Consider the following 25,166-nt stretch of genomic DNA (forward strand, 5'->3'; position numbering starts at 1 on the left):
ACAGAGCCGGTTTTCGGGCCAGGCAGGCGCCACCCTACCCCTTCCGACTTCGCTTCGCTCAGCCACCTTCCCCGCAGTCGGGGAAGGATAACCCGTGCCTCTTCTTGCCAGACCGCTATGCGTGAATTCGGCAGCTACCTTGCGGAGAAGGCCTTGCGTGCTCCATCTGCCTTCAGTGACCCTTCCGCTGGGACAGCTCATCCATGAACTCCACCATTCCCATCGTGGAGATGCGCGGCGTCTCAAAGCGGTTCGGCGCCGTGCAGGCCAACGAGGCTGTTGACCTTGCGGTCCGGCCCGGGGAGATCGTCGGCTTGCTGGGCGAGAATGGCGCCGGCAAGACCACGCTGATGAACATTCTGTTCGGCGCCTATGCCGCCGATGCCGGCGAGATCCGGATCGACGGCCGGCCCGCGCGCATCGGGAATTCGGCGGATGCGCTCGCCGTCGGCATCGGCATGGTGCACCAGCATTTCCATCTCGCCTCCCGCCTCACGGTCATGGACAACCTTCTCGTCGGCTTGCCGGGCAGGGGGGGACGTCTCGACCGGGCCGGGGCGCTGGTTCGCTTGAAGGAGATCGCCAGCCGCTTCAATCTCAGCCTCGATCCCGATCGCCGCGTCTCCTCGCTCGCCGTGGGCGAGCAACAGCGGCTGGAAGTGATCAAGGCGCTGTTTCGCGGGGCCAGGCTTCTCATCCTCGACGAACCCACGGCAGTGCTGGCGCCGGAAGAGGCGGAGGGACTGTTCAAGGCCCTGCGCGCCATGACGGCCGATGGCCTTGGCATCATCTTCATCTCCCATAAGCTCACAGAGGTGCGCGGACTGACCGATCGCTGCGTCGTGCTGCGGCATGGCAAGGTGGTCGCCGCCATCGCCGAGCCGGCCAGGACGTCGTCGGCTGAAATGGCCCGGCTGATGTGCGGCCATGAAATCGTGCCGCCGGAACGGCCCTCCTCGGAACCGGGCGCCGTCGTTCTCAGTCTCGACAAGGTCTCCACCGCCGGGCATGGCGGCATGCTGCTCAGGGATGTCAGCCTGTCCGTGCGCGAGGGAGAAATCCTCGGCATTGCCGGCGTGGCGGGCAATGGCCAGAGGGCACTCGCCGATGTCGTGGCCGGCATGCTGAAGCCGGCCGGGGGCAGGCTCGAGATCGGGGGCGTGCCGGTCGAGCCCTATGGCCCGCGCCGTGTGCAGGAGATGGGGCTTGGCCGCATCCCCGAAGATCGCATGACGCAGGGCATGGTCACCAGCCTGCCGCTGGCCGACAGCATGGTGCTGCCGCGTATCGGCACCGCCGCCTTCTCGGCCCGGGGCCTCCTGAAGCCGGGCGCGATCACGGCCTTCGCCGAGGAGCAGATCCGGGTCTTCGACATACGCTGCCCCGGCCCGATGGCGCGGGCTGGCTCGCTGTCCGGCGGCAATCTGCAGAAGGCATTGCTGGCGCGCGAGCTTGCCTTCGATCCCAGGGTGCTGATCGTTGCCCAGCCGACGCGTGGCCTCGACATCGGCGCCGCCCGCTTCGTACATGAGCGCTTCCTGGACCTTCGCACGCGGCGCTGCGGCTTGATGGTGATCAGCGAGGATCTGGAGGAATTGCTGACCCTGTCGGACCGCATCGCCGTGCTTTACGAGGGGCGTGTGGCGGGAGTCCTCCTCTCGAAGGAGGCTTCGATCCAGCGGCTCGGCCTGCTGATGAGCGGAGCGCAACACTGATGCTGAGGCTGGAGCCCCGCCAGGCCACGCCCGTCTGGTTCAACGTCGCCCTGCCGCTCGCGGCTATCGTGGTCACCCTGATCCTGTGCAGCGGCCTCATCGCGCTGGCCGGCGCCAATGTGCTGGATGCCTATGGCATCATGCTGGCCGCCGCCTTCGGCGATTTCTACGCGACGACCGAGACGCTGGTGAAGGCCGCGCCGATGATCTTCACGGGCCTCGCGGTTGCCGTCGCCTTCCGGGCGAAGTTCTGGAACATCGGCGCCGAGGGACAGTTGATGGCCGGCGCGGTGGCCAGCTGCTTCGTCGGCACCTTTCCCATGCCGGGCCCCCTGGCCTGGCTGGCCATGGCGATCGCGGGGGCGGCGGCAGGAGGGCTCACCGCCCTTGTGCCCGCGCTCCTGCGCGTAAGGCTCAAGGTCGACGATGTCGTCAGCTCGCTGCTTCTCAATTCGGTGATCTATTTTGCTGTGATGGCACTGATCGAGGGACCATGGAAGGATTCACTCTCGGGCTATCCGATCTCGCCGCCCATCGAGGACAGCGCCAATTTCCCGGTGTTCTTCGAGGGCACGCGCCTGCACCTCGGCGTGCTCTTCGCCTTCCTGGCTGCGCCGGCGGTGTGGTTCCTCATCACCCGCACGACGCTGGGCTTCGCCATCCGCGTCACGGGCGAGAATGCCGAAGCGGCAAGCTATGGCGGTATCGCGGTGAACCGCATTCTTGTCCTCACCGCGCTCCTGTCGGGAGGCCTCGCGGGCCTCGCCGGCGTGGGCGAGGTTGGTGGCGTGCATTTCCAGGTCATGAGCGATCTGTCACCGGGCTTCGGCTACAGCGGCATCGTCATTGCCATGCTCGCCCGCCTGAACCCGCTCGGCGTGGTGCCGGCGGCCATCTTCTTCGCTGCGGCAATGACCGGGGCTGAAGCGATGTCGCGAGCGACGGGCGTGCCCGTCTTCCTCGCCAATGTCATCCAGGGGACTGCCCTGCTCGCCATGCTGGTGGCGCTGCTGTTCACGGCCTACCGTCTGCGCCGTGCCGGAGCCGCGGCATGAGCGCTGTTCTCGAACAGGTCTTTCAGATCGGCTTCTTCGCTGCGACCCTGCGCATCGCCACGCCGCTGATTTTCGCATCCCTCGGTGAACTGATCTCCGAGCGGGCCGGGGTGCTCAATCTCGGCATCGAAGGCATCATGCTGCTGTCGGCGATGACGGGCTTCACCGCGGCCTATTTCACCGGCAACCTCTGGCTCGGCATCCTGGCTGCGATCGCCACGGGAGCGGCGATGGGGGCGCTCCATGCGGTCTTCACGGTGGTGCTGGGCCTCAGCCAGCACGTGTCGGGCATCGGCGTCACCCTGTTCTGCACGGGGCTCGCCTATTTCTTCTATCGCCTGATCTTCGGCCAACAATCCTCGCCCCCTACGGTGACGGCCTTCCAGCCCGTGCCGATTCCGGGCCTGTCGGCAATCCCTTTTGTCGGGCCGGTGCTCTTCAACCAGTTCGCCCTGGTCTATCTGGCATTGCTGGGCGTGGGGCTGGTCGCCTTCATCCTGTACCGCACGCCCTGGGGCCTTGGGCTGCGTATGGTGGGGGAGAACCCGCGCGCGGCCGATTCGGCCGGCATCAACGTGATGGCGAGGCGCTTCCAGGCTGTGGTCCTTGGCGGCGCCCTGATGGGCGTGGGCGGTGCCTTTCTCACTTTGGCGCAGTTCAACGCCTTTACCTTCGGTGTGATCTCCGGGCGCGGCTGGGTGGCGATCGCCCTTGTGGTGTTCGGGCGCTGGGATCCGGTGCGGGCGGCCGGCGCGGCCCTGCTCTTTGCCCTGATCGACGCCCTGCAACTGCGGCTGCAGGCAAGCGGCCTTGGCCACATCCCCTATGAAGCCTTCCTGATGCTGCCCTTCGTGTTCACCATCGTCGCCATGGCGCTGATGTCCCGCAACGCGGTGGCGCCGGCGGCCTTGCTGAAACCGTTCAGGAAGGAGGAAAGGTAGGGGCAGGCTGCGATATCAGGGGCGAGCTCTGGCTCAGCGCTGGCCTCACATCGCATGCGTCTCGCGGCTGTGGTGGCGCGCCAATACGGCTCTAAGACGCTCCGCTGCCTCCGCATTGCCGGGCAGGCCGAAGCGCAGCCAGCGGGGATGGTCCGCGAAGCGCCGTACCCAGATGCCGGCCTGGCCGAGCTGGCGGAACAGGGCCGGGGCGTGCGGGGTCTGCAGCAGGCGGTAGAGATCGGTGCCGCCCAGCACGGTGCCGGCGCCCGTGAGATCGGCGTCGAGCTCCTGGCGGGCGGTGCGCAGGGAGGCGCGCGTGCCGTTCTGCCAGAGGATGTCGGCGAGCGCCACGCGGCCGATCGCGATGGATTCGCCCGAGACCGCCCAGGCGCCCATGGCCTGGCGCAGCCGGCCGGTGATTGAAGGCTCGGCCAGCACGAAGCCGAGGCGGATGCCGGCAAGGCCGAAGAACTTGCCGAAGGAGCGCAGCATGATCAGGCCCGGCGTGCCGGCCATCGAGGCGAGGGAGATCTGCGGCACGACATCGGCAAAGGCCTCGTCGAGGATGAGCGCGCCGCCCTTGGCCTGTTTCTCGGCGGCGAGCGCCAGGAGTTCCTCGCGGCCGAAATAGCCGCCGTCCGGATTGTTGGGATTGACGATCACGGCGATGGTGGCGCTCTCGAGCTCCTCCCAGCGCCGGGCTTCCAGGACGTGATGGCCGGCCAGCGCCCAGGCGCGGGCATGCTCGGTATAGGTCGGGCTCAGCACGGCGACACTGCCGGCCGGGAACAGCCGCGGCAGCCACTGGATCGCCGCCTGCGTGCCCGGGGTGGCGACAATGCAGGCATCGAACGGCACGCCATAGCATTGCGCCGCCACGGCTTCGAGCTCGCGCGTGTCGTCGGGCGAGGGCAGGGCGGTCCAGGCTTCAGCGGGGATGGGCGGGATCGGATAGGGCCAGGGATTGATGCCGGTCGAAAGATCGAGCCAGGGCTGCGTGGTCTGCGGAAAGAGCCGCCGCGCCTCGCCGAGATTGCCGCCATGCTCCACTGCGCTCATGAGTCCACTCTTTTCTTGACGCCCGAAGGCGGCGCGACCAATGTCCCGCCAAATCAGTTTAGGAGGGTATGGGCCATGGTGGATGCCGCGATCAAGCTTCATGACGCTGGAGAAGCGATCAAAAAGGCGAGCGAAGCCTTCGATTGGACAGACCCGCTCGACCTCGAATCACTTCTGACCGAGGAAGAACGCCTCGTGCGCGACACCGCGCGCGACTACGCGCAGGACAGGCTGATGCCGCGCGTGCTGAAGGCCTATCGCGAGGAGACCTTCGACCGCGCCATCATGACGGAAATGGGCGAGCTTGGCCTGCTTGGCGCCACCATCCCCGAAGCCTATGGCGGCGCCAGCCTCGGCCATGTCGCCTATGGCCTGGTGGCGCGCGAGGTGGAGCGTGTCGATTCGGGCTATCGCTCGGCGATGTCGGTGCAGTCTTCGCTCGTGATGCATCCCATCCATGCCTATGGCAGCGAGGAGCAGCGCAAGAAATACCTGCCCAAGCTCGCTTCCGGTGACCTGGTCGGCTGTTTCGGCCTCACCGAGCCCGACGCCGGTTCCGATCCCGGCTCGATGAAGACCAAGGCGGTGAAGGTCGAGGGCGGCTACCGGCTCGACGGCGCCAAGATGTGGATCACCAATTCGCCGATCGCCGATATCGCCGTGGTCTGGGCCAAGCTTGACGACGTCATCCGTGGCTTCATCGTCGAGCGTGGCACCAAGGGCTTTTCCACCCCCAAGATCGAGGGCAAGCTCTCGTTGCGCGCCTCGATCACCGGCGAGATCGTGCTGGAGGGCGTGGTGGTGCCCGAGGTCAACCTCCTGCCCAACGCCGCAGGTCTTTCCGGGCCTTTCGGCTGCCTCAACAAGGCGCGCTACGGCATCGCCTGGGGCGCCATGGGCGCGGCCGAATTCTGCTGGCACCGCGCCCGTCAATATACGCTCGACCGCAAGCAGTTCGGCCGCCCGCTTGCCGCCACCCAGCTCGTGCAGAAGAAGCTCGCCGACATGCAGACCGAGATCGCGCTCGGCCTGCTCGGCGCGCTGCAACTCGGTCGTCTGCTCGACGCCCACACCGCGTCGCCGCCCGCCATCAGCCTGATGAAGCGCAACAATTGCGGCAAGGCGCTCGATATCGCCCGCGTGGCCCGCGACATGCACGGCGGCAACGGCATCGCCGACGAGTTCCACGTCATGCGCGTGGCGCAGAATCTGGAAACGGTGAACACCTATGAGGGCACGCATGACGTGCATGCCCTGATCCTGGGAAGGGCGCAGACGGGGATCCAGGCGTTTTTCTGACTGGGAGCGCGGACATCACAGCGACATGCCTTCATGTCGCGACGTCCGCCTCTTGGAAACGAAGCGGATGTTGGAGAGCAAGGGGCGGGCAAGATGCCCGCGCTCCCAGTGTAAACACCTTCCAATCAAATGCGGCTTGGCCTCTGCCGCCGCAGGCGCTTCTATGAGCGGTCCTGTCCGCGAAAGGAGACGCCATGCGTCTGTGGCTGAAAGACCCGCTCGCCATCCTGGCCGATGGCGCGGAACGCGGTATCGTTGTCGAAGGCAGCCGTATCGCCGAACTGGTGCCGGCCGGGCGCGAGCCGGCTCTGCCCGTTGACGCCACCTATGATGCTTCCCGCCATGTCGTGCTGCCGGGCCTCGTCAACACCCATCACCACTTCTACCAGACGCTGACGCGGGCCCATCCCGACGCCTGCGACATGCCGCTGTTTCCCTGGCTGAGGACGCTCTACCCGATCTGGTCGCGCCTCGATCCCGAAAGTTTTCGCCTTTCGGTGCGCGTCGCGCTGGTGGAATTGCTGATGTCGGGCTGCACCACGGCGGCCGACCATCATTATGTCTTTCCGAAGGGGCTCGAACGGGCCGTCGACATCGAGGTCGAGGAAGCGCGGGCGCTCGGCATCCGCATGACGGTGTCGCGCGGTTCGATGAACCTGTCGCAGAAGGATGGCGGCCTGCCGCCCGACAGCGTGGTGCAGGACGAGGACGAGATCCTCGCCGATTGCGAGCGCGTGGCGGGGGCCTATCACGACACGCGGCCGGGGGCGATGATCCGGATCGCCTTCTCGCCCTGCTCGCCCTTTTCGGTGACCAAGAGCCTGATGAGCAGGACCGCTGATCTCGCGGTACGGTTCGACTGCCGCCTGCACACCCATTTGGCCGAGACTGAGGACGAGGATCGCTTCTGCAGCGAGGTCTATGGCTGCCGGCCGATCGAACTGCTCGATGAAGTCGGCTGGATGTCGCCGCGCACCTGGCTCGCCCATGGCATCCATTTCAGCGCCGATGACTGTACCGCGCTCGGCCGCCATGGCGTCGGCGTGTGCCATTGCCCCACCTCCAATGCCGTGCTCGCCTCGGGCTTCTGCCGCACGGGCCTCCTCGAAAAAGCCGGCGCGCCGGTGGGGCTCGGTGTCGACGGTTCAGCCTCGAACGATAGCTCCAACCTGATGGAGGGCGTGCGCCACGCCTTGATGATCAACCGCCTCTCGCATGGCGCCGAGGCCGTTTCCTGGCGCGACTGCCTGCGCTGGGCCAGCGAAGGCTCGGCACGCTGCCTCGGCCGCGACGACATCGGCGCGATACGAACCGGGCTGGAGGCGGACCTGGCGCTCTTCACCCTCGACGAACTGCGCTTCTCCGGCGCCCATCACCCCATCGCCGCGCTGGTGCATTGCGGCGCGCATCGTGCCGACCGTGTGATGGTGGCCGGGCAATGGCGCGTGGCGGACGGCCTACCGGTGGGCGTGGATCTGGGGGCGTTGCGCGAGGCGCATGGGAAGATTGCGGGGCGGTTTCTTTAGTCGAGAAGGCGCAGTGGCTGGGACCGCGGACGTCCTCGTCCGCTCTTCCTGTCCTGCATCGCGACGTTTCCAAGAGGCGGACGAGGACGTCCGCGGTCCCAGCCACCGCGCCCCTCTATCGGCGCGAGGCGCTCGAAAACGCCCAGTCTTGTGCCCGTTCGCATAGTTTCGCTTTCACCGGGTTTTCTTCAATATAGCTGAGCGCAACCTCATAATGCCGCTCGGACCGAATCTTGCGGTCGTAATATTCCGCGAACCAGACTTGGCCCTTGCGGCCCAACACCAGATTGATCTGGCGTGCCGTGAACGATTTCCAGCCATGGATGATTGCCGAGAGTGAATGGTCCGCCAAGGGCGTTGCCAAGGCGTGGACATGGTTGGGCATGATGCACCATGCCTGCAGGAGATAGCGCTCGCCGTCGAAGAACAGCAGCGCATCTTCGACCAATCTCGCAATTGCAGGCTGCTTCAAAAGCGACTCGCCATAACCGGCATCGAGAGCCCGCTCTCGAAGTCTCCGTTCTTCGCTTGCGCGTATGTCCGGTGGCATTTGTGCCAACTCTTCGCGCCATCTCGCCTGAACGGTGGCCGGAAGGGAATCGGCAAGCCGAAAATTGATAGATTGCGGCGCCTCGCCGGCTTCCCAATGAGGAATATAGCCGCGCGAATGCCATTCACTGGTAGGCTTGAGCGGTGATGGCGGTGGGCTGTCGTTCATACTCTTGCATATTTCGGGAGACTATATTTTCCAAGAGACTTGGCTTAGTCGAGAAGGCGTTGTGGCTGGGACCGTGGACGTCCCTACGACACTCAAGAGAATGTCGGACGATCCGCATCTTGGAAACGGAACGTCCATGAGGAGGGGAAGAGCGGACGAGGACGTCCGCAGTCCCAGCCACAGCGCCCGCCTTTGAAACGCCGCGGTTGTTCTGCTATCGCCACCTTATGGACCTCCTCTCCCCCATCCCCCTCAGGCCCGAATCCGCCGGCACCGCTTCCGGCTATAGCCTGGTCCCCTTCGATCGCGCCGATTCGCGCTGGCCGGAGCCGCTTGTCGATCTCGCGGCCGAGGGTCTGCTGACCCAGTCGTGGTACGCCCGGACGGATGGCGGCAATGCGCCCTATCACAAGCGCATCGCCGGTGCGGTGGAGGTGGTGGCGGCGCGGGCCGGCGTGGCCGAGCGCCTGAAGCAGGCCGATGCTGCCGTTAAAGATCACGGCCTGCGCATCAAGACGCTGGACGCCTATCGTCCTGTCGAGACGCAGATGGGGCTGTGGACCTTCTTCGAGGCGGAGGTCGCGGCCGAGCATCCGGAGCTTTCGCCCGAGGCGCGCGAGGCCATCGTGCGCACTTTCGTTTCCGATCCCCGCCGCTTCAACCGTGAGGACGAGACGACCTGGCCCATTCATTCCACCGGCGGTTCGGTGGACGTCATGCTGGTCGATGCCGTAAGCGGCGCCCTGCTCGACCACGGCGCTGCGTTCGACGAGGGGCATGAGCGCTCCTATACCGACCACTATGAGCGGCTGCTGCAGCGGGGCGAGATCGGCCCGGAGGATCCCCGCCTTCTCAACCGCCGCGTGTTGTTCAACGCGATGGTTAACGCGGGCTTTACCAACTACGCGTACGAATTCTGGCACTTCGATTATGGAACGCAGCTCCATATCCTGACCTTGCGGGACAAGGGCGCCGCAAATGCGCCGCAGGCTGCGTGGTACGGAACCACGGACTTGCCGGAAGGACTATGGTGACCCTTTCCACTTTTACAGCCAAAGGCGCCTCGCACGCGATTCTCTCGTTCGGCAAGCCGCTGGAGGCCGGGACGCCGCATGTGATCTGGGCGCATGGCTGGGGGCAGGACCGCCATGCCTTCCAGGCACTGGCGCAGTCGCTGGAACGCTCGGCCCACCACACGCTGATCGACTTTCCCGGCTTCGGCCAAAGCCCGGTGCCGCCGGAGACTGGCCATGCCGGCGTGTGGGATACCACGGACTACGCCGATGCCGTGGCCGAATGGCTTGACACCTTGCCGCGCGGGCGGCGGATCTGGGTCGGCCATTCCTTCGGTGGGCGTGTCGGCCTCAGGCTGGCGACCAACCATCCGCAGGGGCTGGACGGCATGGTGCTGGTCGGCTCGCATGGGCTGAAGCCGATCCGGAGCCTGGCCACCCGCCTGAGGATCTTCTGGCGGGTACGCCTGTTCAAGACCCTGAAACTCCTGGACAAGCTCGGCGTCGACGTCAGCACCCGCAAGGCCAGTTTCGGCTCAGCCGACTACCGCAATGCCGGGCCGATGCGGCCCATCTTCGTCAAGGTCGTCAACGAGGACCAGAGCGAAGCGATCAAGGCAATCCGCATTCCCGTCCGCATCCTCTGCGGCGCGCTGGACGACCAGGCGCCGCCCGAGATGAGCGAGCGCATGGCGCAGCTCATTCCCGGCGCTACTGTAAATATCCTGCCTGGGCTCGACCACTACACCATTCTCACAGACGGCGGTCCCCAGATCGCCCACACTGTTGCCAAACTCCTGGAAGGCTGATGCTCGAAACGCTCGCCCCCGTCCTGAACTCGCCCTATGTCGCCGCCGTCCTGGTGCTGCTGGGCTTCATTCCCTTCGCATGGAAGCGCTTCCTGACCTATCTGCATATCTTCCAGCAGGAGGAGTATGACGCCGGGCGCTTCCTGCACTGGCTGTTCTACAATGTGGTGTTCGACACCCGCGTCAGCCTTGCGGTGGTCGTGCTGTCGGCGATGAGCAAGCTCTATCCGGCGCCGGTCTTCATCCTCGCCTTCTTCATCGCGGTGATCTTCCTGATCATGGCGCGTCGCGAACGCGATCCGCGCCAGACCGGCAAGAAGAAGCTGGCGATGACGCAGCGCGCCACCCGCATCCTGCGCGTCGCCTTTGCGCTGGTGCTGGCGCTCGGCCTGATCGGCGTCGGCTTCGGCGTGGCGCCGGTCTGGGTGGTGGCGCTGGTGCAACTCATCCCCTTCGCGCTGGTCGCGGCGGTGAAGATCCTGCAGCCCGGCGAAAACCGTATCCAGCAGGGCTTCTGGAACGAGGCGCATGACAAGCTCAAGCGCCTGGCGCCCGTGATCGTCGGTGTTACCGGCTCCTATGGCAAGACCTCGACCAAGCACATCCTCGGGCACCTCCTCGAAAGCGCCGGCTCGGCCCTGATCACGCCGGGTTCGGTCAACACGACGATGGGCATCGCCCGCATCGTGCGCGAGCAGCTCGAACCCTATCACCGCCTTTTCGTGGTGGAGATGGGTGCCTATGGCCCTGGCTCGATCGAGCGTCTCTGCCGTCTCGCCCCGCCCGATATCGCCGTGGTGACGGCGGTGGGGGCGGCCCACTACGAACGCTTCAAGTCGCTCGACACCGTGGCCAAGACCAAGTTCGAGCTGCCGGCAGCGGCGATTGCCCGCAGCGGCAAGGCGATCATCAATGACGCCGTGCTCGTCTTCAAGGACGCCAAGGACTTTACCGACGCACATCGCGCCTCGATGGTGCTGGTCGGCAATGGCGAGGGGAGCGAAGCCAAGATCCACTCGGTTATCCAGGGCAAGGACGGGCTCACCGTGTCGCTGAGCTATCTCGGCAAGGACTACACGCTGTCAGCCCCGCTCTACGGCCTGCATCACGGCGGCAACATGGCAATTGCCTTCGTCACCGCGCTCGCCATGGGCATCGACCCGGAAATCGCCGAGATCGCCATGCGCTCAACGCCGCAGATCAAGCACCGCCTGGAGGTGAAGCGCCAGGCCGACGGCACCGTTATCGTCGACGATGCCTATAACTCCAACCCCGCCGGCTTCGCCTCGGCGCTCGAAATCCTGCCATTGCTGGTGGGCGAGGGCGGCCGGCGCATCCTGGTGACGCCCGGCATGGTGGAACTCGGAGCCGCCCACGCCGAGGAGCACAGGAAGATAGGCACCAAGGCGGCCGAAACGGTCGATATACTGCTCGCCGTGGCGCCCGACCGCATCCGCGATCTCGTCCAGGCCTACAAGGCGGCCAAGCCCGACGGCGAGGTGGTGGCGTGCGCGAGCTTCGCCGCGGCGCAGACCTGGATGGGCGCCAATCTCCAGGCCGGGGATGTCGTGCTGCTGGAGAACGATTTGCCCGACCTCTACGAGCGCCAGCTGCGCCTGTGATCGCTGACCGAAAAGCCTTTATCCGGGCGCAGACACGGGTGCTGCCCGTGCCCCACACGCCCGAAATCTCGCTGCATCTGGCCGACGAGGTCACGCCGCTCTGGCAGAAGACCGAGGAAGAACTCGGCAAGATCGGCCTGCCGCCACCCTTCTGGGCCTTCGCCTGGGCCGGTGGCCAGGCGCTGGCGCGCTACATCCTCGACCATCGCGACGCCGTTGCCGGCAAGCGCGTGCTCGACTTCGCCTCGGGTTCCGGCCTGGTGGCGATCGCGGCGATGAAAGCGGGCGCAGTCTCGGCCCACGCTGCCGATATCGATATCTTCGCGCGCGAGGCCATGGTGCTCAACGCGGCGGCGAATGGCGTGCGCATCGAGCCGGTGGAAGAGAATGTGCTTGGCCGCTTCGATATCGAGGCCGACGCCATCCTCGCCGGCGACATTTTCTATGATCGCGAGATCGCTGCCGAGGTGCTCACTTGGCTCAAGGGCTGGCAAGAGCGCGGCGCTGGCGTGTTGGTGGGCGATCCCGGCCGGACCTATCTGCCGAAGGACGAGCTGAGATTGCTCGCCACCTATCAGGTGCCAGTGTCGCGAGAACTGGAGGACCTGGAGATCAAGAAGTCGAGCGTGTGGACGCTGAAATAACTACCGGGTGCGCGGACGTTCTCCTGGGACCTGTCCTGCAGTCGCCCTTGAAACACAGCGCTCTTAAGAGAGGAAGGCCCCTCTTCGCTGGCGAAGCCGAGAAAAGGCGCTACTCTTTCCGTCCAAGAGATCGTTGCAAGAGCCCTCTGGAAGTCAGCGGTCTCAGGAAGCTTACGTCCCCGGCACTCCAACCCTGATCGCCTGCGAAAAATCCGCGCTCTGATCCGCCGCCTTCGCGCGTTCCACAATCCGCCCTTTCGCGCGCAACTCCGCCAATGGCACTGAGGTGTCGAGAGAGCCGATGTCGTAGAGATAATCCGGCAAATAGCCGCTCACGAGAACGCGCCAATCCAGAGGCAGGCTGGGGTTGAGCTGGCGGGCGAGGTAAAACGGCACCGTAGTGCAATTGGTGGTTGCCGTGTTGTAGAAGCGCGGTTGCTGGGCGAGAGAGTTGCCTATCGAAAGAAAATAGAGGAAGGCCTCCCTGGCTCGGGCCGGGTCGGGGTGCAGGCTGAAGATCTGCACGTCCTCTCCCCGAACATTCGAGCGGACACGAATGACATCGCGCTCATCCGCGGCGATGGCGACGAGTTCGTTCTGCTTGAAGAAGCCGGAGATGGCCGAATAGATCTCGCCTTTCTGTCGCCGTACCTCGACGGAAAAGGCCAGAGCCCTGCCATCAGCGAAGCCGAAACTGATCATGGTGTGGGCGATGGCCGGACTTCCCCAGGTCGAGGTGTAGAGATCGACGCGGGTTAGGGTGTCGAGATCGTAGCTGCGATCCTCCCAATGCTCGGTGAAGTCGGTGTCGGAGCGCCAGTCGAAATTGCGCACATTGCTGATCCTGGCGACGGAGCCCTCGATCGTGGAGGTGAACTGGCGTGCCACATCGGGCGACCAATCCTTGTCGCTACGGGGCTCAATCGTCTGCCACCAGACCAATAGGGCGGCAAGAGCGGCGATATAAGGAAGCGTCAGGCGCCAGCGGGCGATGATCAGGCCATAAACGGCCAGGAATGCGAGGATGATCCAAAGCGACGGAATGGCATAACGCAGGATCTCGCCGAAGGGCATGCGATACCACAGCGCTAGCATCCCCCATAGGGCAACCAGGGCTGCCAGGAGCGCGAGGACCAGCCTCCCCAAAAAGCGCAGCACCCTGCCGATCATGAAGCACCTCTTAGCGCGGCTTTGATCGCCAACAAGGTCTTCACCGTCGCATCTTACTATCCCAGCTTCAACTGCCCCCGCGCGATCTCGAACAGCATCACGCCGGTCGCGACCGCAAGGTTCAGCGAATCCGCCTGCCCCCGCATCGGGATCTTGACGAGGTGGCTGCATGCTTTCGCCAGATCGTCCGGCAGGCCCTGCTGTTCATTGCCCATCAGCAGGAGGCAGGGGCCCTTGGCATAGTCCACGTCGCGATAGTCATGCGTGCCGGCCAGATGGGTGCCGACCACCAGGCCGTCGAAGCCCTTGCGCCAGGCGAGGAAACCCTGGGCAGTGGCGGCGGCCAGTCGCACGTTGAAGATCGAGCCCATGGTGGCCCGGACGGCCTCGATGCCGAAGGGGTCGGTGGTGTCCCCGACCAGGACGATGCCCTCGGCGCCCACGGCATCGGCGGTGCGGATGATGGTGCCGAGATTGCCGGGGTCGCGCACGCGGTCGAGGCCGATCCAGATTTCCTCGCAGCCGATCTTCAGGCCGTCGAGCTTTTCGAGCCGCTGCTCGAACACGCCGATCACGGTCTGAGGATTGTCGCGGCGCGAGAGCTTTTCCAGGATCTCGCCGGTGACTTCGAGCACCTCGCCACCGGCCTGGCGCGTCGCCCGGACGGCGCGGGCCAGCATCGGCTTATCCTCACCGGAACGGTGCACGAGGATGCGGATCGGCCAGCCGGCCTCAATGGCGTCGGCCACCAGCTTCAGGCCCTCGGCGATGAACAGGCCAGCTTCCTGGCGCACCTTGCGCATCTCGAGCGCCCGGATGTCCTTGATCAGCGGGTTGGTGAGGCTGGTCACCACGCGCGAGACAGGTGCGGCGGGAGCAGGAGGGCGCGGGCGCTGGAAACGGGGCTTCACGGCAGCATTCCTCGATCGCGACCTGTCATCCCCGGCGAGGCCGAAGGCCGAGCGAGGGGGATCCAGGGGCAACCGCACTGGCCTTTGGCCCCTGGATCCCCTTCCCCTCGCCCTCTCTCGCTTCGCTCAAGAGTGGCCAGGCCGGGGATGACAGCAACCGATAGATCCATGATAGCCATCCGTCTCATGCGGCGCTCCAGCGTGAGTAGAGCGAGGTCGAGAGCAGGCGGCCGGAGCCTTCCTCGGAGACCACCAATTCGCCCGACGTAATGTCGCCGCCGAGATCGCCGAACACCTCTCGCGTCAGCTCATGCACCGCCACGAAGGAGGCGCGGATGGCATAGGCCGTGACGATCACGAAGGCCGGCTTGTCGGTCAGCACGGCGCGGCAGAGATCGAGCATCCTCGGCAGGTCGCGGAAGAGGTCCCAGACCTCGCCACCCGGGCCACGGCCATATTTGGGCGGGTCGAGCAGCACCACGTCATATTTGGAGCCACGCCGCTCTTCGCGCGCAGTGAACTTCACGGCGTCGTCGACGATCCAGCGGATCGGCGCATCCGAGAGCCCGGCCAGCGCCTGGTTCTCGCGGGCAAAGCCGATCGACTTCTTGGAAGCGTCAACATGGGTCACCTGCGCGCCATGCTTGGCGGCGAGCAGGGAGGCGACGCCGGTATAGCCGAACAGGTTGAGCACGCGCGCCGGGCGCTTCAGCGCCTGGAGCTGCTCGATCATGTAGTCCCAATGCGGGGCCTGCTCGGGAAAGAAGCCGAGATGGCGGAAGGGCGTGAAGCGGCCGTGGAAGGCGACGCCGCGATAGGAGACGGGGAAGGTCTCCACCGGCCTGCCGGCGAATTTCCAGCGCCCGTCGGAGCCCTCGTCCTCGGCGTTCATGCCGAGAAACACCGCATCGGCCTTCTCCCACAGCTCCGGCTTCTTCCGCACGCCCATGGCCTGCGGTTCGGGACGGTCGACCAGCAGCTTGCCGAAGCGTTCGAGCTTGCGGCCCTCGCCGCAATCGACCAGGCGGTAGTCGGCAAAGCCAGGGGTGACGAGAAGCTGCGGCAGGGTCTGCGTGGCGGAGGAGGAAGTGGACATGGCGCGGACCAAATAACAGTTTTTCGCACGCGGCAAGGGAAATGCTGGGAGCAAGCGTCCCTGGAAGCGCGGACGTCTCGTCCGCCTCTTGCAACGATAACCCTCGAGAATGAGGTGAGTGCTGCCAAAGGGGCTGCGCCTTCCCTTGGAGTCACACCGTTTCAAGAGGCGGACGAGACGTCCGCGCTCCCCGTCAGTTCGCCGTGGCCGAGGCGTCGATGATGATGGGCCGCGTCTTCACCACCGTGGTGGCGACCGGCTTGACCTGCACGGGCTTCACGGCAACTGGCTTCGCCTGCGCGGGCTTGGACGCCACCGGCTTGCGTGGCTGGGCCGGCATGGTTACCGGCACCGACGCGGTGCGGTCGGTGATGGTGCTGGCCGCCAGCGTATCGGCGGGCGTCGGCTCGGGATCGGCCGGCGTGTCGATATTGTAGACGTCGGGCCGGAACTGCACGCTGCCATCGGGCGCGCCCCAGCCGGTGAGGTAGACCCAGGCGACCGGCACGGGCTTGGCCGGCTTGATCGTCTTGGGCACGCCGGTGTCGATCTGGTCCTGGATGGCCTGGCCCGTCCATTCCGAGCCCTGCATCACCCAGGCGGCAAGGTCCTGCGCACCTGCGACGCGGGTGCAGCCGGAGGAGCCGAAGCGCACATCGCTGCGGAAGAGCTCGCGATGCGGCGTGTCATGCATGTAGACCGAATCCTTGTTGGGCATGTCGAGCCGGAGGAAGCCGAGCGAATTCCACACGCCGGGCTCCTGCTTGACGAAGTAGTCTTCGGCCCGCGCCGTCGACCAGTCGACCGTGTGCGGATCGATCTCCTGCCTGCCGCGATAGATCCGCATATGGCTGTCGGCCAGATAATTTGGATTCTTCTGCAGTTTCGGGATGATATCCGCCTTCAGGATCGATTGCGGCACGTTCCAGTAAGGCAGGATGTTGATCGCCATCACATTGGTGGTCAGCGTCGGTGAGGCTCGCTCGGGGCTACCGACCACGGTGGTGTAGGAACGGTCCACCACGCCGTGATCGACCGCTTCGAGGCTCGCCGCCGGGATGTTGGAGACGATGTAGCGGTCGCCGAACTTGAACTTCAGCGCCGCCAGCCGGTTGGCCGAGGCGTCGAGCTGGTGCAGGCGCACCTCTACCGGCACGTTGAGGGCGATCATGGTGAGCCGGCCGATCGAGCCGGTCTGGCTGAGGCCGTGCCGAGCCTGGAAATGCTTGAGCGCGTCCTGAGTCGCCTGGTCGAATTCGCTGCCCGCCGGCAGGCTGGGGTCGAGGTCGCGCGTGACGGTGAGGCGCGCCCGCAGCGCCTTGGCGAACTTGCCCTTGGCGCCGATTCGCATGCCGGCGGCACCCGGCGGCAGGGGTTGCCAGCCGCCATTGGTGGCGATCTCCTCATAATCGGTGATGGCGCGCAGTGTCAGGTCGTAGGTCTGGGGCGAATAGTTCGGCTGGTCGTCGGCAAAAGCGGGCGTTGCGAAGGCGAGGGTGATGGCGACGCCGAAGGCGCCAAACCAGCGCCTGGCGAGGGACCGCCCGGATTGCTGCGTCTCCCGGTTCTGGAGGGGATGCGAAAGCCAGGAGAGATGCATGAAAACACTCAAACGCAACAAGGACTTCTTCGGCCATCACCCTACGACGGCGATAGTGAATCTTTCCTTACGTAGACGCCAGCGCCGTTAAGCATGTCGGCTTTTCCATCGAAGCATTGCCGGTCATCGCCAGCAATTCCGGGAAGAAGTGGTCGAAATCCTCCAGGAAACCTTGGTGGTGGCGCTCCAGCTCGCTTCGCAGGCCAGAAAAATCCACCGGGCGGCGCAGGCGGCTGCCGACGCGCGCCATGGCGGCGCTGACGCCGTCGAGGGTGGCGTAGTCGCCGGCCCATTGCGTGATCGAATGGATATGCTTGTAGGTCTTTTCCGGCAGGTCTCCTTGCAGGGCCGGCAGGCCGTTGCGCACGCTGGCGAGGAAATCCGGCACGGGATCAGCGTGATAGGCATCCCAGCGCCGGATCAGGCAGTGATCATAGACGATGTCGATGATGATGCCGGAAAAGCGCCGATAGGTCGGCCAGAGCCGCTCGCGGCTGCGCCGTGTCACCGGATGGGCGTCGGTGAAGGCATCGATGCGCCGGTGCATCTCGATGCCCTCGCGATAGCGGCCGGTGAAGCGCTCCTGCTCCGGAAGGTGCACCAGGTCTGGCAGGAGATTGCCGACCTGGTAGGCCGTATCTGGCGGGGAGAGCAGGAGATGCGCGAGGTAGTTCATACCGGCCATATGTGGCCGCGGCAGGGGAGATGCAAGCGCGGGTGCATATCGGCCCTCCCCCCAATGTGGTTGCCGCCGCGAATTTTGATGGTCTCGCCCAACGGCACCCGGTTGGAGACAGCTTCAGCTGTTGCGGCCCAGGGTCTCCCGAAGAAAGGCGATGAAGCTCTCCAGCTTCGGCGGCACGTGAATGTCGGGCAGATACACGACCTGGACCGGCCAGCTCGGCGCAGGCCAGTCGGGAAAGAGGCGAACGAGCCGACCGGCGTCCAGGTCATCCTGCAACATCATCTGAGGCTGAAAAATCACACCCAACCCGGCGAGCGCGGCCTCGCGCAAGGCCAGGCCGCCATTCACATCGAGCCTGCCACGCACCGCAATGCGTGCGCTGCCTTTGCCGTCGGGCCGCGGGAAGTGCCAATCACGCTCAGGCCCGCTTGGATACATGAAAGCCACGCAGTTGTGCCTTGCGAGATCGGCCGGCACCTGCGGATGCCCGTGTCGCGCAAGATAGGCCGGCGATGCGCAAGCGATGCGTGGCGAAGGCCGCAATGGGCGGGCGATCAGTCCGGAATCCGGCAGCACCCCAACGCGGATCGCGGCATCGAAACCGTCCTCCACGAGATCGACGAAGCGGTCGTTGAGCGACAGCTCGACCTGCACCTCGGGATGGCGGTCGAGGTAGCTTGCGAGCACCGGTATGAGCGCCCGCGTACCATAAGTCACCGGGCAGCTCACGCGCAGGCGGCCGCGCGGACTGGCCTGCATCTCCCGCGCATCAAGCTCGGCGAAGTCGACCAGCGCGAGGATTTCAAGGCATCGCGCATGATAACGCCGGCCGAGCTCGGTGAGGCTCTGGCTCCGTGTCGTGCGGTTCAACAGCCGGCCCCTGAGACGGCGCTCGAGCTCGCGCACGTGATTTCCGACCATGGTGGGCGTCATGCCGCTGCCTTCGGCGGCGGCGGCAAAGCTGCCGCGTTCGACCACGCGCGCAAACATCGCCATGCTGGTGAAGCGATCCATTCATAAGCCTTGTTAAGGAGTGATCGAAGAACTAGCCCATTTATCAATGAAGCTTAATGGATCACAAACAGGCCCTTGTTTCACCCATAACCTGTTCGGGCCTAAAAATGACCATCTCAACCCTGAATTTGCAGAACCAGCGTGTCGTCTTGTTGGGCGGCACCTCAGGCATCGGCCTGGCCACGGCGCGCGCCGCACTGGCCGCCGATGCCTCGGTTGTCGTCGTCTCTTCGCGCCAAGAGCGCGTTGCCGAGGCCCTCGCGTTGCTTGGCGACCGGGCCGAAGGGCACGCGGTCGACCTGAACGAGGAGGCTGACGTGCGCGGGCTGTTCGAGCGGCTCGGGCCGTTCGATCACCTGGTCTACAGCGCAGGGGATGCCCTGCAGATCGGCTTGCTCGCGGACACGGAGCTCAAGGCGGTGCGCAAGGCCTTCGACCTGCGCGTCTTCGGCGCCGTTGCCGCTGCCAAGCATGCGGCGCCCCATCTGCGGCCGGGGGGCTCGGTGGTGCTGACAGGTGGCGTGGCAAGCCTGCGGCCGCAGAAGGGCTGGACGGTGGCTGCCAGCCTTTGCGGCGCCATGGAGGCGTTCACACGGGCGCTTGCGCTGGAACTCGCGCCGATCCGCGTCAACCTGGTGAGTCCCGGTTTTGTGCGCACACCATTATGGGCCAACCTTCCCGAAGACGTGCGTGAAGCGATGTATGCCGAGCGGGGCGCGGCCCTGCCGGTGGGCCGGGTGGGCGAAGCCGAGGATATCGCCCAGACCTATCTCTATCTGATGACCAACCGCTATTCCACGGGCCAGACCATCCTGGTGGATGGTGGCGGGGTGCTGGTCTGAGGGAAGTAACGATGCTGCCTCGCGGGGAAAGCCGTGCAAGTCTCCAATTTTGGGTGGCGACGCGCGGTTGTGCGACCTGACGTGGAGAAAACCAAGTGATCTGGAACCCCTGCGAAAGACCATCGACCGCCGAAGGCATAGACGAAGTCTTGCGATCACGGCCCGCTCTCACGTCAATGATGTGACGTGCCGCGGGCCTGGGCATCCCTATGATGACAGGGCGATTACAAGGCCAAAGGCCAAGCCCGAAATACATCATCTGATTTGAAATAATTCAAAGCTGCCCACTTGCGATTGTCGCCAAAAAAAGGTGCTATTCGCTACCGCGTCGCAATACCCAGGTTAGGGAGAACTTCTGCATGAAACGTTTTGTCATCGCCGCCGCTTTGGTCGCCGTCGGCGTCACCACCGCCTTCGCAGGTCCGATCGAGGATCGCCAGGCCCTGATGAAAGGCATCGCAAAGGCCACCAAGGACGCCAGCGCCTACGCCAAGGGCGAGGCGCCTTTCGATGCCGCCAAGGTCAAGGTACTGCTGCAGGTCTATGTCGACGGCGCGGCCAAGTTGCCGACCCTTTTCCCGGACGATTCCAAGACGGGCGGCGGTACCGACCCGACCACCGCTTCGCCCAAGATCTGGGAAGACATGGCGGGCTTCAAGACCCATGCTGCCAAGCTGAGCGCCGATGCGACGAGCGCCATGGCTGCGACCGATCAGGCCAGCTTCGCCAAGGCGTTTGGTGTCATTGCCTCCAATTGCAACAGCTGCCACGGCGACTATCGCGTCAAGAAGGACTGAGGTTCGGCGTCACGCCGGTCCGTTTCGACCATACTCTCCGCTTCCAACATTACCGGGCGTGTCCCGGTAATGTTGCTTCAAAACGACAAGCAGGGAGGCCACCGATAGGTGTGTTTACGACAAAAAATGTACTGGGGACATGATTCACGGCGACTTCACGCCGGGGCGTCTGGATAAGGGGCATCCGGGCCCGCCGAGGCAGTTCGTGAATAGACAGACGGTGCAAGGTGTTCAGGCGTTGAGCCTGGGCAATGGAGTTCAGGCCGGAGAAGGGGCTTTCCCGGATGTCTTGGAAGAAAATCATCGGCGCACTGGTCGTGCTCGGCATTGTCGGCTTGGGCGTGTTCTGGTTCGTCACCCAGCCTTCACCTTTGCCTGCTTCCGCTCTTACCGCCGACTACAAGCCCAATCTCGCCAATGGTGAGACGATCTTCACCATCGGCGGCTGCGTTTCCTGCCATAAGAGCCCCGGCCAGGACGACAGGCTCAAGCTCGGCGGCGGCCTGGCCCTGGGCTCGCCCTTCGGCACTTTCTACGCGCCAAACATCTCCTCCGATGCCAAGCAGGGCATCGGCGCCTGGAGCGAACTCGACTTCGTGAATGCGGTGCAGCGCGGCATCGGCCGCGAGGGCGAACATCTCTACCCGGCGCTGCCCTATACGTCCTATGCCAAGCTGAAGCTCGAGGATGTCCGCGACCTCTACGCCTATATGAAGACGCTGCCGGCGGTGGACACCCCAAACAAGCCGCATGACATCGGCTTTCCCTTCAATATCCGGCGTCAGCTCGGTGGCTGGAAATTCCTTTATTTCGACGACAAGCCCTTCACGCCCGATCCCAGCAAGAGCGCGGAATGGAACCGCGGCGCCTATCTGGTGCTTGGCCCGGGCCACTGTTCCGAATGTCACAGCCCGCGCAATGCCTTTGGCGGTATTGAAGCGGACAAGCGCTTTTCCGGCGGTCCCGCTCCGGATGGCAAGGGCTGGGTGCCCAATATCACCCCCCATGCTGACGGCATCGGCACCTGGAAGGAGGCCGAGATCGCCGACTTCCTGAAGACCGGCTTTACGCCGGCCTTCGATTCGGCGGGCGGCAGCATGGCGGAGGTGATCCAGAACACCAGCCTCCTGAGCGACGATGACCGCAAGGCCATCGCAGCCTTCCTGGTGAGCCTGCCGCCGATTCCGGGCAAGGCGCCGAAGAAATCCTGACGGCCCGCTCCGCCGGCGAGCCGCTCGTGATGACAATGATGCGCGGCGGCGCGGACCGGGGACCGAGACGTGGCGCGACGCCAAAGCCTCCTGATGACGGCCAAGGCCCTGCTGGCGGGAGCGGGGCTTTTGCTCGCCGCGCCGGCACTGGCTGCCGATTCCTACGCCCTCGTTGTCGGGATCGACGAGTACACGGCGCCGATCCCGGCCCTGCACGGGGCTGTCAACGATGCCGAGGACGTGGCGCAGGCCCTGACCAAGGCGGGCGTCAAGAAGCTGGTCCTGCTCACCAACAAGCAGGCCACCAAGCCGGCCGTGGTCGAGGCCTGGGAGAGCCTGTTGAAACAGGCCCAGGCCGGCGACACCATCTATTTCACCTATGCCGGCCATGGCTCGCAGGAGCCGGCCGCGCCTAATGATCCAGACGAGCCCGACGGGCTCGACGACAACCTGCCCTTGGTGAACTTCGCCCTGAAGGGGCCGGGGCTCGCTGATCGCATCGTCGACAAGGAGGTCGCCGTCTGGCTCAAGGAAGCGGAAGCCAAGAAGGTCTATGCGGTCGTCGTCACCGATGCCTGCCATTCCGGCACGATGTATCGCTCCGTCTCGATGGGCCTGACCTACCGCGTGGCGCCCAAGCCGCAGATCGATCGCGCCGAATTGCTGGAATTCGCGCCGCCCCCGCCGGTTGTTTCCACCAAGGTGGCGCCCAACGACCAGTTCACCTTCCTTGCCGGTGTCTCCGACGACAAGCTGGTGCCCGAGGTGACCATCAACGGCCAGCAGCGCGGCGCTCTTTCCTTCGCCTTCGCCCGCGCCATCGAAGGTCAGGCAGATGCCAATCATGACGGCGTGACCACGGAGAAAGAGCTGGTCTCCTTCGTGCGCGCCTCCGTGCTGCAGGCGACGCAGAGCCAGCAGGTCTCGCAATCCTTTCCAACGGTGAGCCGCGACATCCCTGTGTTCCGCTCCGCAGGGGCCGCCGCGCCGGCGCCCGGCAATGACACGGGGCAGGCCGGGACGGATACGCAGAGCGCCATCGCCATCGCCGAGCAGGCGGTGAACGGCAACGCCGCCCTGAAGCTGGCGGTGCGCAACGGCCAGCTCACCGCGGCGGTCCCGGGCGCCACCATCGTCCCTGATGAGGCCGATGCCGATCTCGTCTACGACGCCGCCAAGGGCACGGTGGAAAAGCGTGTCGCCGGCATCGTGGCCGAGGGCGTGCAGCCGCTGGGCCTGCCGGGCATCGTCGCCAAATGGCGGGCCATCGCCTTCCTGCAGGCTCTTGCGGGCGGTTCGATCCAACCCTTCGAAGTCGCCGGCGGCTCGCGCACCTTCAATCGTGGCGAGCGGCTCACGGTCGGCCTCGGCGCTTCCAGCCATCATTTCATGACCCTGTTCAACCTGCCGCCGGACGGCAAGGTGGAGTTCCTCTATCCGAGCTCCCAGGCCGAGCATGACGAGGATTGGAGCAACAAGCCCTTCTCGCTGCCGCTGCAGGTGCGCGACCCGCCCTTCGGCGCCGAGCACCTGGTCGCCATCCTCGCCGACCAGCCGCTCGACCAGTTGCAGACCGCGCTGCAGGGCATGTCGAAGCCTGATGCCGCCGCCGACCTGCCGGATACGCTGAAGAACGCCCTCAACGGCCAGCAGGTCACGGTGGCCATCGCCAATATTTTCACCAGCGCAGGTTCGCAATGAAGGAGATGATCTGCAAGCTGCGAGGCGCAATCCCGGAGGGCCGACCTCCAGGTCGGCTCACCATGCTGCTCGCGGCCCTGTTGGGGCTATCGGCAACCCCGGCGCTGGCGGACCGCGCCCTCATCGTCGGCATCGACACCTACCAGGCGAGCCAGCTCACCGCGCAATTGCCTGGCGGGGCCCGCGCCGATGCCATGCGCATGCAGTCCCTGCTCACCGGCACGCTCGGCTACCAGCCCGGCGACGTCAAACTGCTGCTGGACGACCAGGCCAGCGGCGCCGCCATTCTCGACGGGCTGCAGAACTGGCTGGGGCAGAGCAAACCAGGCGAGCGGGTGTTCTTTTATTATGCCGGCCAGGGCTATTTCCAGAAGGCCGGAGCCGGGCGCGAGGACACAATCCTGCCCTTCGATGCCGTCATGCAGCCCGGCGGGGTGGGCAATTCCCTCGGCCGGAGCCGCATCGAGAGCATCTTGGCGCAATTGTCCGGGCGCCATATCACCGAGGTCATCGATTCAAGCCATGCCGGCACCGTAACGCGGGCCATCGTGGTGGAGGCGGCCAGCGGCGGCAATCCGGCCGCCCGCTCGCCCCAGATCGACGGCGCCACGCGCTCCATTGTGGTGGAACCCGCTCTCGGCGAGGAAGCGGCGAGCCCGCCTGCTCCAACGGAGCTCGACCTCGTCAGGTGGGACGCCGTCTCGCCGGCACAGACAGCCCTGGTCGATGAGGATGGCGCACCTTCCTATCGCGGCGTGTTCACCACTGCCTTTGCCGACGGCATCGAGAAGGGCCTGGCGGATGCCAACCGCAATGGCACCATCTCCAACCAGGAATTGCTCGATTACGTACGAGCGCAGTCCCAGGCCTATTGCGACCGCCATCGCGACCGTTGCGAGATGGGCCTGACGCCGCTGCTCTCGGGCGAGGGCGCCGCGCTCAAGGTCGCGGCCGACAGGGCCGGCTCGGTCGAGCCGCTCAATGAGGGCAAGCCCAGCGCCGACAAGATCCTCGACGTGCTGGGCGCCCGGCTCTCGGACAATGTCCGCGTCGAGCAGATCCCGCCTTCGCCCGTGAAGCTCGGCACCAGGAACATGAAGTTCCGCGTCACCTCCGGCCAGGATGGGTTTCTGATCCTGCTGTCGGTCTCTGACGAAGGGGAAGTGGTGCAGCTCTTCCCCAATGCCATCGCCGCCGCCCATGGCAAGGATGGCCGCATCCGCGCCGGCAGTCCGATCACGGTGCCCGACGCCAGCTACGGCATCAGTTTCGATGCGACCTCTGTGACATCTGGTACAGTGCTGGCGCTGGTTGTCGTCGATCCTCTGAAACTGTCGAAAGGCTTCGTCACGCGCCAGATCCAGGTGATCCCGGCGGACGAGGTCAACACGTCCGTCCTGCCTGAACTGGCGGAAAGCCTCGCTACCCCCGCCAATGCGGACAGCGTCAAGGCCAATGCCAAGGCGGTGGGGCGCTCCGTCGCCACACTGCGCTATGAAATCGTCCCGTGAGGAAACCATCATGAACTACCGCAATTCCATGCGCATCGCAGGCCTGATGGTCGCGGGAACCTTGCTGATGGCGGGGCTGACGACCCTTCGCCCGGCCTTCGCCGAGGATACCAAGCCAGCAGCCGCGGCTCCTGTCGCCCCGGCTGCCGATAGTGCACCAGCCGCCGCACCCGCAGCAGCGCCCGCGCCCGCTGCTGCCCCCGCCGCCGCGCCTGCTCCGGCGCCCG

The 25,166-nt window shown here is 65.3% G+C and carries 23 protein-coding genes; 15 read left to right on the top strand and 8 right to left on the bottom strand.

Translation table 11 applies throughout. The features are described from left to right. Positions 1-203 precede the first annotated feature (203 nt). The 3 genes from QQL24_RS10555 to QQL24_RS10565 are packed head-to-tail and all read left to right on the top strand — an operon-like array spanning position 204 to position 3,711. Positions 204-1,715, top strand: coding sequence for an ABC transporter ATP-binding protein (locus QQL24_RS10555; protein ID WP_284311945.1), 1,512 nt, complete (start codon positions 204-206; stop codon positions 1,713-1,715). Continuing rightward, positions 1,715-2,770: an ABC transporter permease gene (locus QQL24_RS10560; RefSeq protein WP_284311946.1), complete on the top strand. Its 1,056-nt coding sequence runs from the start codon at positions 1,715-1,717 to the stop codon at positions 2,768-2,770. The genes QQL24_RS10555 and QQL24_RS10560 overlap by 1 nt, the downstream gene beginning before the upstream one ends. Continuing rightward, positions 2,767-3,711: an ABC transporter permease gene (locus QQL24_RS10565; RefSeq protein ID WP_284311947.1), complete on the top strand. Its 945-nt coding sequence runs from the start codon at positions 2,767-2,769 to the stop codon at positions 3,709-3,711. The genes QQL24_RS10560 and QQL24_RS10565 overlap by 4 nt, the downstream gene beginning before the upstream one ends. Positions 3,712-3,756: 45 nt before the next feature. Here QQL24_RS10565 and cobD read toward each other — a convergent pair whose 3' ends face one another. Beyond that, positions 3,757-4,770 (bottom strand): threonine-phosphate decarboxylase CobD, encoded by a 1,014-nt coding sequence (gene cobD, locus QQL24_RS10570; protein WP_284311948.1) that lies wholly within the window; start codon positions 4,768-4,770, stop codon positions 3,757-3,759. 75 nt (positions 4,771-4,845) lie between these two features. Between cobD and QQL24_RS10575 the strand changes: the two genes are divergently transcribed. Further along, entirely contained in the window at positions 4,846-6,069 is a 1,224-nt protein-coding gene (locus tag QQL24_RS10575; protein WP_284311949.1) for an acyl-CoA dehydrogenase, read from the top strand. 194 nt (positions 6,070-6,263) lie between these two features. Beyond that, positions 6,264-7,595 (top strand): 8-oxoguanine deaminase, encoded by a 1,332-nt coding sequence (locus QQL24_RS10580; protein ID WP_284311950.1) that lies wholly within the window; start codon positions 6,264-6,266, stop codon positions 7,593-7,595. 115 nt (positions 7,596-7,710) lie between these two features. On the opposite strand, the gene QQL24_RS10585 is transcribed toward QQL24_RS10580, so the two are convergent. Continuing rightward, positions 7,711-8,313 carry an REP-associated tyrosine transposase gene (locus QQL24_RS10585; RefSeq protein ID WP_284311951.1) on the bottom strand — a complete coding sequence of 201 codons (603 nt, stop codon included), beginning with the start codon at positions 8,311-8,313 and terminating at the stop codon, positions 7,711-7,713. 227 nt (positions 8,314-8,540) lie between these two features. Here QQL24_RS10585 and QQL24_RS10590 point away from each other — a divergent pair, with 227 nt between their 5' ends. From QQL24_RS10590 to QQL24_RS10605, 4 genes are read left to right on the top strand one after another with little or no spacing between them, the layout of a single operon-like run. Further along, positions 8,541-9,347 carry a M15 family metallopeptidase gene (locus tag QQL24_RS10590; protein WP_284311952.1) on the top strand — a complete coding sequence of 269 codons (807 nt, stop codon included), beginning with the start codon at positions 8,541-8,543 and terminating at the stop codon, positions 9,345-9,347. Beyond that, positions 9,341-10,135 (top strand): alpha/beta fold hydrolase, encoded by a 795-nt coding sequence (locus QQL24_RS10595; protein ID WP_284311953.1) that lies wholly within the window; start codon positions 9,341-9,343, stop codon positions 10,133-10,135. The genes QQL24_RS10590 and QQL24_RS10595 overlap by 7 nt, the downstream gene beginning before the upstream one ends. Next, entirely contained in the window at positions 10,135-11,757 is a 1,623-nt protein-coding gene (locus QQL24_RS10600) for a Mur ligase family protein (protein WP_284311954.1), read from the top strand. Before QQL24_RS10595 ends, QQL24_RS10600 begins: the two co-directional genes overlap by 1 nt. Then, positions 11,754-12,401 carry a class I SAM-dependent methyltransferase gene (locus tag QQL24_RS10605; RefSeq protein WP_284311955.1) on the top strand — a complete coding sequence of 216 codons (648 nt, stop codon included), beginning with the start codon at positions 11,754-11,756 and terminating at the stop codon, positions 12,399-12,401. Before QQL24_RS10600 ends, QQL24_RS10605 begins: the two co-directional genes overlap by 4 nt. Before the next feature lie 171 nt (positions 12,402-12,572). On the opposite strand, the gene QQL24_RS10610 is transcribed toward QQL24_RS10605, so the two are convergent. The 6 genes from QQL24_RS10610 to QQL24_RS10635 all read right to left on the bottom strand — a co-directional run bounded on the left by QQL24_RS10610 (position 12,573) and on the right by QQL24_RS10635 (position 18,877). Then, on the bottom strand, positions 12,573-13,571 hold the full coding sequence (locus tag QQL24_RS10610) for an Lnb N-terminal periplasmic domain-containing protein (RefSeq protein WP_284311956.1): 999 nt from the start codon (positions 13,569-13,571) through the stop codon (positions 12,573-12,575). A 56-nt stretch (positions 13,572-13,627) separates the two neighbouring features. Next, positions 13,628-14,482 carry a TrmH family RNA methyltransferase gene (locus QQL24_RS10615; protein ID WP_431310666.1) on the bottom strand — a complete coding sequence of 285 codons (855 nt, stop codon included), beginning with the start codon at positions 14,480-14,482 and terminating at the stop codon, positions 13,628-13,630. A 184-nt stretch (positions 14,483-14,666) separates the two neighbouring features. Continuing rightward, positions 14,667-15,578, bottom strand: a complete 912-nt coding sequence (locus QQL24_RS10620; protein ID WP_284311957.1) for a class I SAM-dependent methyltransferase — start codon at positions 15,576-15,578, stop codon at positions 14,667-14,669. A gap of 193 nt (positions 15,579-15,771) precedes the next feature. Further along, positions 15,772-17,178, bottom strand: coding sequence for a L,D-transpeptidase family protein (locus QQL24_RS10625; RefSeq protein ID WP_284311958.1), 1,407 nt, complete (start codon positions 17,176-17,178; stop codon positions 15,772-15,774). Between the two features lie 67 nt (positions 17,179-17,245). Further along, positions 17,246-17,863: an acyl carrier protein phosphodiesterase gene (locus QQL24_RS10630; protein ID WP_284311959.1), complete on the bottom strand. Its 618-nt coding sequence runs from the start codon at positions 17,861-17,863 to the stop codon at positions 17,246-17,248. 114 nt (positions 17,864-17,977) lie between these two features. Further along, positions 17,978-18,877, bottom strand: a complete 900-nt coding sequence (locus tag QQL24_RS10635) for a LysR substrate-binding domain-containing protein (protein WP_284311960.1) — start codon at positions 18,875-18,877, stop codon at positions 17,978-17,980. A gap of 107 nt (positions 18,878-18,984) precedes the next feature. On the opposite strand from QQL24_RS10635, the gene QQL24_RS10640 reads away from it, so the two are divergent. From QQL24_RS10640 to QQL24_RS10665, 6 genes are all read left to right on the top strand, one after another. Further along, positions 18,985-19,719: an SDR family oxidoreductase gene (locus QQL24_RS10640; RefSeq protein WP_284311961.1), complete on the top strand. Its 735-nt coding sequence runs from the start codon at positions 18,985-18,987 to the stop codon at positions 19,717-19,719. A gap of 359 nt (positions 19,720-20,078) precedes the next feature. Next, positions 20,079-20,516, top strand: a complete 438-nt coding sequence (locus tag QQL24_RS10645; protein WP_284311962.1) for a c-type cytochrome — start codon at positions 20,079-20,081, stop codon at positions 20,514-20,516. 284 nt (positions 20,517-20,800) lie between these two features. Beyond that, positions 20,801-21,727, top strand: coding sequence for a c-type cytochrome (locus QQL24_RS10650; RefSeq protein WP_284311963.1), 927 nt, complete (start codon positions 20,801-20,803; stop codon positions 21,725-21,727). A 69-nt stretch (positions 21,728-21,796) separates the two neighbouring features. Further along, positions 21,797-23,428 (top strand): caspase family protein, encoded by a 1,632-nt coding sequence (locus QQL24_RS10655; protein ID WP_284311964.1) that lies wholly within the window; start codon positions 21,797-21,799, stop codon positions 23,426-23,428. Continuing rightward, entirely contained in the window at positions 23,425-24,939 is a 1,515-nt protein-coding gene (locus QQL24_RS10660) for a caspase family protein (RefSeq protein WP_284311965.1), read from the top strand. Before QQL24_RS10655 ends, QQL24_RS10660 begins: the two co-directional genes overlap by 4 nt. A gap of 10 nt (positions 24,940-24,949) precedes the next feature. Beyond that, positions 24,950-25,166, top strand: a 217-nt coding sequence (locus QQL24_RS10665; RefSeq protein WP_284311966.1) for a hypothetical protein, incomplete at its 3' end; no start/stop codon positions are given.

The sequence above is a fragment of the Labrys miyagiensis genome (genome assembly GCF_030160835.1).
Classification (GTDB): domain Bacteria; phylum Pseudomonadota; class Alphaproteobacteria; order Rhizobiales; family Labraceae; genus Labrys; species Labrys miyagiensis.